Here is an 8,629-nt window from a genome sequence, read left to right as displayed (position 1 = left end):
CACGCCCCCCCTCTCCCACCCCAACAAAACCCCCCTGAGGGTTGGGGCACAACAACACCCTCCCCCCCCCCAACACATGGGGTGGGGGTGGGGTCTCCCCCCCCCCCCCCCCCCCCCCCCCCGCCCGTTTCGCGTGTCCCGGCACCGGGGCCGGCACCGGGATCGAAGTTCTGGGAACCGGCGAGCTGACCCAGCCGGTAGCCGAGCTGGAAGCGGGTCTCCGCCTTCAGCTCGGCTTTGAGTTTGGCCAGGTGGGAGGCGTACGCACGGGTGCTGAGCCCGATGCGTTTCGCAATCACGTTGTCGCTGTCGCCGTGGATGAGGCAGCGGATGATCGTCTCGCGCAGCACCCCGCTCAGCTGGCTGGATTCGTTCGGCGTACGGGAGCCCTGGAAGGGCTTGGCCCGCTGCCAGTTGCGCTCGAACACCTCGGTCAGGAAGCGCACGACGGCCGGGTCCCGCACGATGACGGCCTGGTCGCGGGCGGTGTCGGCCGGAATGACGGCCAGGGTCCGGTCCACGATGATCAGCCGGTCGAAGAACTCGTCGAGGGTGCGGATCTGGGCACCGAGCGAGGTCATCTCGCTCACGTACTCGCGGGTGGGGCCGTCGTGCCAGGCGGTGTGCTGGTAGAGGGTCCGCACCTCGACCCCGCGGTCGAGCAGCGCCGCGGTCTGCTGGCGGATCGCGTGCAGGGTGGCCTTCGGCCGGCCCCCGCCGGGCTGCGCCGTGAACAGCTCCTTCGCGCACTGCTGCACCGCTTCGTTGACGATCGCGCTGATCGCCGCCTTCCCCTCGATGCGGACGATGGGCTCACCGTCCGAACTGCCCGAAGGGGAACGGGACTCCGCGATCAGCGGGCGGAGCATCTCGGTGAGGCTGCGCGCCTCTTCCAGCATCATCAGCGCCGAGGACCTCAGCTGCGCGCCGATGCGCGCCTCGACGATTCCGGGGTCCACGGCGGTCAGCCGGTCCGGAGCAGAATCGTCCGCATTGACCATGCCCATCGAGAGGAGCTCCTGAAGCGCCTCCCGGTCCTCTTCGGCCAACTCCGACAACGGATCAGGATTGGCCGGTACGGGTCTTCTGTGTGATTCCCGGCGGAGCAGGTCTAGGTACGCCGCGCGCGCCTTCGTACTGAGGACGGGCATCACTGACTGGTGCGGTTGCATGGCCGACTCCGATGAGAGCAATGGTCATCACACGAAAAAAGAGGGCAGAGTGTAGCCCGCGTGCTTGTGTGCCGCGAGGGGATTGTGGCGGTCAACGTGGCTGGATCATAGGGGTGTTGCCAGCCGCGGGCCAGACTACTCGCCTTCTTCTGCGTCAAGTCGGAGACCCAGGCGGTGCGCTTTGTATCCCGCCTGAAAACGGCTCTCTGCGCCCAATTCGTCCGTGACCTCCTTCACATAGCGGCGCAGGGTCCGCGTGGCCATCCCCAGCCGCTTCGCGATCGCCTCGTCCTTCAGTCCGGCCGCCATCAGCCGCAGGATCGTGAGCCGGAGGGCCTCGGGGGGCTGGGGGGCGTCCGGCTGGATCGCGTCGAAAGGACGGCCGGATTCCCACAGGCTCTCGAACATCCGGTACAGGAAGCCGACCACGGTGGGGTCCGTGACGATCGAGGCGCCCTGGGGCCGGCCCGCCGCCCGGGGCTGCGGCACGAAGGCGGTCTCCCGGTCGAAGATGATGATCCGGTCGAACGCCTCGGCGGTGGTGCGGATTTCGGCCCCGGCGGCCGAGACCGCGCGCACGTACGTCTGCGTGCTGAGGCTGGCCCGGGCGGTGTGCTGGTAGAGGGTCCGCAGCCGGACCCCGCGGCCGAGCATCGCAAGGCTCTCCTCGACGATCCCGCGCAGCGTGTCGGGGTTGCGGCCGCCGCCGGGCTGGATGCTCACCATCTCCTCGGAGCACAGCCGCGTCATCAGCGACAGCTCCCGGCGGACCTCGTCCGCCTCGTCGTACGAGCGCACCCCCTCGGACCGCCGCCCGGAGCGCTCGTACTGGGCGAACAGCGGTGCCAGCGGCCGCAGTCGGCCGTGGATGTCGGCCAGTTCCTGCTGCCTGCGCAGGATCTCCTGCTCCAGGGGGGCGCGCAGGGCCATCTCGGCGATCGCCGGGTCCGCCGGTATCAGGCCATCTCCGCGTCCGCCGGGCAGCAGCAGGCCGGTGTCCAGTAGGTTGTCGCGCGCTCGGGCCGTCTCCCCCGCGGAGAGCCCGAGTTCGGCGGCCGCCGCGGGCAGGTCGGGGTCACGGAGCACACCGTTCCGGAGGACCCAGGTGTAGAGGGACAGCGATTCCGGCGCCGGACGGGCGGCTTCACCGGGGCGTTTTGCCCCTGAGCACTCCATTTGTCGAGAACCTCTTCCGGTCGGTCCACATTGGGACACCGAGTATCTCTCCACCCGGCCCGCCACTGCTGCGAGAGTCTTCTCATCGCGCTGGACGGCACGCGTCGCGCGAGTTCTGAAAATTCCCCAGAGGGGTGAATCATGCGCAGAATCGCTTTCCTGCGTTCCATTGAAATCCAGCAGACGAAGCCTTTTCTCAAGGCCCTTGAGGACCGTTTCCGGAAGGACGGCATCGAGGCCAAGCTCTTCTACACCGACGGCGAATGCGGCCCGGAGGACTTCCCCGGGGAATCCGAGCGCATTCCCGGCGACATATCCGCGGACGAACTCGCCAAGAAGGTCATCGACTGGGGCGCCGACGGCGTGATATCCCTTTCGATCGCCGACGAGAACGCACTCCGGGACGGGGTCGTGAAGCGCCGGCTGGAGACCGTGGGCATTCCGATGACCGCGCACAGCCTGGCCGCCCTGACCCTCACGGCGAACAAGTGGGAGACCAAGCGGCTCCTGGAGAGCCACGGGCTGGACACCCCGCCCGGGCTGCTCGTGGACAACGACATCCTCGCCGGCCGCGGACTGGAGATCCCCGCCTACCCGGACGCCGTCCTGATCCAGGTCTCCGACATGGGATACCCGCTGATCAGCAAGCCGCTCTGGGACTGCATGGGCGCCGGCATGGTCCCGATCCCCGACGCGGCCGCCCTGGAGCGGCACCTGGCGGAGCCGCACCACGGCAATTTCATCCTGGAGCAGTGCGTCTCCGGCGAGATCTGCTCGGTGGAGGTGGTCGGCGCCGACGGGGAGTACGTGGTCCAGCCCCGGGTCTGGCAGGGCCCGGCCGAGCTCGGCCCGGTCTTCAACTTCGGCCGGCTGCGGTACGTGGCCCCCCGCGAGCCGCACGACCGGGACTTCGCCCCGGTGGCCGAGAAGCTGAAGAACCTCTGCCGCGAGGTCGGCTTCTCCGGGGCCGTCGGCCTCGACATGATCTACGAGAACGGGGTCTACCAGATCCTGGAGATCAACCCGCGGGTCACCGGCACCACGACTCCGTGCATCGCATCGACCGACTTCAACACCTACGACGTCCTGCTGTCCATCCTCGACGGCAGCTGGCCCGGCAACCCGGAGCCGCGCGAGGGCATCCGGCGGGTCTGCCTCCAGTTCCCGGTCCGCGAGCTGTCCCCCGAATTCGTCGCCGACCTCACCCGCGAGCTGGACGTCGTACGCACCCAGACGCTCACGATCGACGGGGTCGAGCACCCCAACATCGTCATCACCTGCGAGCTCGAAGACCGGGCGGCCCTGCCCGCGAAGCTCGAATCCCTCTGGCAGCGCCACGAGTTCACCGACCGGTCCTTCCTGCGGCAGATCGCGGTGGCCATCGGCGTGGCGGACGACCGCGACGGCGCCTCCGCCGAGGACGGAAACCACTGACATGCGCATGGACGGCTACAGAAAGGTCGTCGCCCGCCCGGGCATCGGCCCGCTGATGCTGCTCGGCTTCTTCGCGAAGATCGCGGTCGTCGCGATCCCCGTCGTGATGAACCTGGGCATCGTCCTCGGCCTGGACCGCGGCTTCGGCGCCTCCGGCCTGGTGATCGCCCTCTGGACGGTCGGCGTCGCCTTCGGCGGCCCGCTCCAGGGCAAGATGATGGACCGGCACGGGGTCCGCCCGGTGCTGGCCGTGTCGGTGGCCGGCCAGGCCCTCTTCTGGGGGTTCGGGCCCGCCCTGCCGTACGAGGCGCTGGCGGCGGCCGCGGTGGCCTGCGGGCTGCTGAACCTGCCCGGTTTCGCGATCGTACGGCTGCGGCTGGCCGTGGCCGTCCCGGAGGAGCAGCGGCACACGGCGTTCGCGCTGGACGCCATGACCTCGAACATCTCGTACATGGTCGGCCCGGCGCTCGGCGTCACCGTCGCCACCGCCATCTCCAGCGACGTGTCCATGCGCGGCCTGGGCCTGGTCGTGTCCCTGGCCGGAGCGGGCCTGTGGCTGCTGAACCCGCAGGTCAGGGAAGGGGTCAAGGGGGCGGAGGCGGGAGCCGCCAAGCCCGCGAAGGTGCCGTTCCGCAGCTGGTTCAGCCCGGCCCTGGTGCCGGTGCTCATGGCCACGACCGCCACCACCCTGGCCACCGCCGGCTACGAGGTCGCGATCGTCGGCGGGCTGCGCGAGGCCGGGCAGGTGCAGTGGTCCGGCCTGGTCCTGACGGTCTGCGGGCTGTGCTCCCTCCTCGGCGCGCTGGTCTACGGCACGCTGAAGAAGCCCCCGGCCTTCGCGGTCATCTCCGGCCTGGTCGGCCTGACCACCGTCGTGGGCGGGTTCGCCACCGGGGACTGGCGCTGGCTGTGCCTGGCGATGGTGCTGCCCGCCGCCCTGTGCTCGCCGTCCTTCGCCTCCACCGCCGGAGCGGCCAGCGGACTGGCGCCGGCCGGGTCCCGCGGTGTGGTCATGGGCTTCTACAGCGCCGCCCTCACCCTCGGCAACAGCATCGGAGCCCCGCTCTCCGGAACCGTCCAGGACGCCGCGAGCCCGCTGTGGGCCTTCGTGACCGTCGGCGCCGCGAGCGCCGCACTCTCCGCCCTGGCCCTCGCCGGCAGCGCCTGGCTCGCCCGGGCCGGGAAGCCGGCCGCGGAGCCCGCCCCGCAGGCCCTGGCCGAGTCCCCCGCCTGACCGGGCGCCCCGCGCCCGTCCGAACAACCCAGCAGACAAGAGGAGTTCCCGTGACCGTCAAGGGTTACGTAGCCATCGTCGACGCCTTCGCCCCCGCCCGCTTCTTCCCGCCGGAGTTCGAGAAGGCCGGATACCGCTGCATCCGCGTCCAGAGCACCGCAGAGGTGCCCCCGGCCTTCGCCGGCTCCCTGGACCTGTCCCTCTACGAGGAGAACATCGTCCACCTCGGCGACCTCGACGAGACCGTCCGCGCCGTCGGCGCCTACCGGCCGGTCGCCGTGTTCTCCGGCAGCGAGTACGGCGTGGAGTTCGCCGACAAGCTGAGCGAGGCGATGGGCCTGCCGACCAACGGCACCGCCCACAGCACCGCCCGCCGCGACAAGTTCACGATGATCGAGACCATCAAGGCCGCCGGAGTGCGCGGCGCCCGGCAGATCCTGGCCACCAGCGCCGAGGAACTCGCCGACTGGCACCGGGAGCTGGGCCGCCGGATCGTGGTCAAGCCCGTCAAGAGCGCCGCCAACGACGGGGTCCACTTCTGCGCCACCCCCGAGGAGAGCGCGGCCGCCTTCCGCGAGCTCACCGGCTCCTCCAACGTGTTCTCCGAGGTCAACGAGGGGGTGGTGGCCCAGGAGCACCTGTTCGGCGGGGAGTACATGGTCAACACCGTCAGCCGGGACGGCCGCCACCACGTCACCGACATCATCGCCACCTCACGCATCTCGGTGAACGGCGTCCACGACATCAGCAACTCCGTCCACCTCATGCCCCGGCACGGCGAGGTGCAGGACCAGCTGGTGCCCTACGCCTTCGAGGTCCTCGACGCCCTCGGCATCAAGCACGGCCCCTCCCACATCGAACTCAAGTTCACCCCCGAGGGCCCGGTGCTGATCGAGATGGGCGCCCGGATCTGCGGCGGCGACCTCCCGCACTACGTGCAGCTGGCCACCGGCGAGTCCCCCTTCGACTGGACCGTGGAGGCGTACACGAACCCCGAGGGCTTCGCGGCGCGCCACGAGGACCCGTACGAGATCAAGCGCCACTTCGCCTCCGTGGGCCTCGTCGCCGCCAAGGCCGGCCCGCTGAAGTCCCTGCGCCACCTGGAGGCGGTCGAGCGGCTGGAGAGCTTCCACGACCTCTCGCAGTTCGTCCCGCTGGGCGGCACCGTCGTCCCGACCGTCAACGACAGCACCTACGTGGGCTTCGTCCGCCTCTTCCACGAGATCGAGGAAGTGGTCATGCGCGACATCGGCACCATCCACTACCTGGACGGCGACGGCATGTACGAGATCGAGGGCGAGGCGTCGTGACCACCGCAGACCGGGGCACCGCGGACCGGACCACCGCGGACCGGAGCACCGCAGACCGGAGCACCGCAGACCGGGGACGCCCGCACATCGTCGTCATCAACCGCTGGCGCGAGCAGTACGCCCGCTACGCCGCCTACCTCGACCACACTGCGCACCACGTCTCGTACATCACCACCGAAGTGGGCCTGGACTCCGTGCCGGAGGCGGCCGGGGACATCGTGACGGTGGACCGTACGGACGACCTGGAGGCGGTCCGCGCCGCGGTGCGCGTGCTGGCGGTGCGGCACGGCCGGCCCGAGCACATCGTGGCCCTCAAGGAGGACGACCTGCTGATCGCGGCGGCCCTCCGGGAGGAGTGGGACTGCCCGGGGCAGCGGACGGAGCAGCTCGCGAGGTTCCGCGACAAGTACCTGATGGCCTCCGCGGTCGCGGAAGCCGGCCTGGAACTCCCGGAGTTCGCCCTCGCGACCGGCGAGGACACCGTCCTCGACTTCGCCGCCCGGTACGGCTGGCCGGTCATCGTCAAGCCGGTGATGGGCAGTTCGAGCGAGGGCGTGGTCAAGCTCGACGGGCCGGCGGAGCTCGCCGCGCTGGACCTCTCGGGCGGGCCGATGATGGTCCAGCGCTTCCACCCCGGGCTGATCTACCACGTGGACGGGGTCTTCACCGGCGAGGTGATCCGGCACATCCGGGCCTCCCGCTACCTGAACACCTGCCTGGGCTTCCGCGCCGGGGACTTCCTCGGCTCGGTGGAGGAGGACGACGAGGCCGTCAACGCGGCGATCCGGCAGGCCGCCACGGGCTACCTGCGCGCCCTGTCCGACGAGCCGCTCGTCTTCCACCTGGAGCTGTTCGTGGACCGCTCCGCCGGGACCCCGCAGTGCAGCTTCCTGGAGGTCGGGGCCCGCGTGGGCGGCGCCGAGATCCCGTTCGTCTGGCGGGAGCTGCACGGGTACGACCTGATGGAGGCCGCGTTCCGGCTCCAGCTCGGGCTGCCCGCCCCCGCGGGGGACACCTCGGCGGGCGGCGAGGTGGGCGGCTTCCTGATCGTCCCGGCGCCCGAGGCCCGGCCCTGCCGGATCACCGAGGTCACGTCCATGACCGGGCGGACTCCCGGCCCGTACGCGGAAGCCCTGCTGGAGGTCGGCGAGGTGCTGCCGCCGGCGGACGCGTACTACGAGCACGTCGGCGGGCGGTTCCGGTTCCGGGCGGCCGACAGCGCCGGGGTCGAGGCGGCCGTGCTCGCCACCGCGGCCGCCTTCCGGGTGGCCGGGGTGCCCGCCGGCGCCCCGCAGGAGACGGCAGCGGAGCACGACGGCCTGCTGACGGCGGCCGGCCGCGCCTAGGGCCCGGCCCGCGCGCCCTCCCCTCCGCACGCGCCCTCCCCTCCGCAGGCGCCCTCCCCTTCCCCCCTCCTCATCGCCCCCCCACCGCCACCCCCACCCGCATCCCCCGCGACCCACCACCCACGCCCCACCGAACCGACAGGAGTACCTGCCATGCCCGTTGTCATCGACACCGTCCCGTTCCGCCACTCCTCCCCCGCGCTGCTCGGCGACGCGCTCTCCGGATGCCCGGAGTGGGCGCTCAAGGAATTCATCGGCTCCTGGGAGGACCTGCCCGTCGACGCCTACCTGAAGGACGGGGCCACCTTCCGCCAGCGCCGCTACGGACGGTTCCGGCTGGCCAACGACCAGCTGGTGCCCGCCGGCCCCGCCGTGTTCGAGCAGTCCTCCGAGGTGAACTCCCTGTTCGGCGGGGTGGAGCGGCACTTCGAGCCCCTCGCGGACGCGGTGGCCTCCTCCGAGGTGCTCCGGCGGATCGTGCTGGCCTTCCTGGACCACCTGCCCGGGGAGATCGACCGCGCCACCGCCGGGGTGGGCGTGCACCAGATCCGGATCATCGCCGGCCGCGACGAGTCCTCGATGCCCGCCCCGGAGGGCATCCACGAGGACGGGCACCACTTCGTGGCCCAGGTGCTGATCAGCCGCGAGGGCGTGGCCGGCGGGGAGTCGCAGCTCTACGACCGCGACCGGCAGCCGATCTTCCGGACCACCCTGCTCCGGCCCTTCGAGTCGATCGTGATCGACGACCGCCGGGTGTTCCACGGGGTCTCGGCGATCACCCCGGCCGCGGGCGCCGACCGCGGGATCCGCGACATGATGCTCATCGACTTCTTCCCGCTCACCGAAGACTGACCCGGGACCTGGGGGGGGGGGGGGGGGGGGGGGGGGGGGGGGGGGGGGGGGGGGGGGGGGGGGGGGGGGGGGGGGGGGGGGGGGGGTGGGGGGGGGAGGGGGAGA

The 8,629-nt window shown here is 71.3% G+C and carries 7 protein-coding genes; 5 read left to right on the top strand and 2 right to left on the bottom strand.

Going from position 1 to position 8,629, the window contains the following annotated elements; genetic code table 11:
- Nucleotides 1-1,058 (bottom strand): TrmB family transcriptional regulator (locus tag ACZ407_RS30945; RefSeq protein WP_468134102.1); only part of this gene is annotated, 1,058 nt, incomplete at its 3' end.
- Between the two features lie 249 nt (nucleotides 1,059-1,307).
- Nucleotides 1,308-2,258, bottom strand: coding sequence for a helix-turn-helix domain-containing protein (locus ACZ407_RS30940; RefSeq protein WP_468134100.1), 951 nt, complete (start codon nucleotides 2,256-2,258; stop codon nucleotides 1,308-1,310).
- Between the two features lie 231 nt (nucleotides 2,259-2,489).
- Here ACZ407_RS30940 and ACZ407_RS30935 point away from each other — a divergent pair, with 231 nt between their 5' ends.
- The 5 genes from ACZ407_RS30935 (at nucleotide 2,490) to ACZ407_RS30915 (ending at nucleotide 8,524) form a co-directional block, all read left to right on the top strand.
- Nucleotides 2,490-3,782, top strand: coding sequence for an ATP-grasp domain-containing protein (locus ACZ407_RS30935; RefSeq protein ID WP_468134098.1), 1,293 nt, complete (start codon nucleotides 2,490-2,492; stop codon nucleotides 3,780-3,782).
- 7 nt (nucleotides 3,783-3,789) lie between these two features.
- On the top strand, nucleotides 3,790-5,016 hold the full coding sequence (locus tag ACZ407_RS30930) for an MFS transporter (protein ID WP_468134096.1): 1,227 nt from the start codon (nucleotides 3,790-3,792) through the stop codon (nucleotides 5,014-5,016).
- Nucleotides 5,017-5,066: 50 nt separating this feature from the next.
- Complete coding sequence (locus ACZ407_RS30925; RefSeq protein WP_468134094.1) at nucleotides 5,067-6,326, top strand: ATP-grasp domain-containing protein; 1,260 nt, start codon at nucleotides 5,067-5,069, stop codon at nucleotides 6,324-6,326.
- Nucleotides 6,323-7,672, top strand: a complete 1,350-nt coding sequence (locus tag ACZ407_RS30920; RefSeq protein WP_468134092.1) for an ATP-grasp domain-containing protein — start codon at nucleotides 6,323-6,325, stop codon at nucleotides 7,670-7,672. The genes ACZ407_RS30925 and ACZ407_RS30920 overlap by 4 nt, the downstream gene beginning before the upstream one ends.
- Nucleotides 7,673-7,825: 153 nt before the next feature.
- Nucleotides 7,826-8,524, top strand: coding sequence for a 2OG-Fe dioxygenase family protein (locus tag ACZ407_RS30915; protein WP_468134090.1), 699 nt, complete (start codon nucleotides 7,826-7,828; stop codon nucleotides 8,522-8,524).
- Nucleotides 8,525-8,629: the final 105 nt, after the last annotated feature.

It is taken from the genome of Streptomyces sp. NPDC030809 (assembly GCF_055572195.1).
This window is presented reverse-complemented; position numbering and strand designations above follow the sequence as displayed.

Excerpts from the sequence above, each read along its gene's own strand:
- ACZ407_RS30915 (WP_468134090.1), top strand. The coding sequence starts at position 7,826 with ATGCCCGTTGTCATCGACACCGTCCCGTTCCGCCACTCCTCCCCCGCG.
- ACZ407_RS30930 (WP_468134096.1), top strand. The coding sequence starts at position 3,790 with ATGGACGGCTACAGAAAGGTCGTCGCCCGCCCGGGCATCGGCCCGCTG.
- ACZ407_RS30935 (WP_468134098.1), top strand. The coding sequence starts at position 2,490 with ATGCGCAGAATCGCTTTCCTGCGTTCCATTGAAATCCAGCAGACGAAG.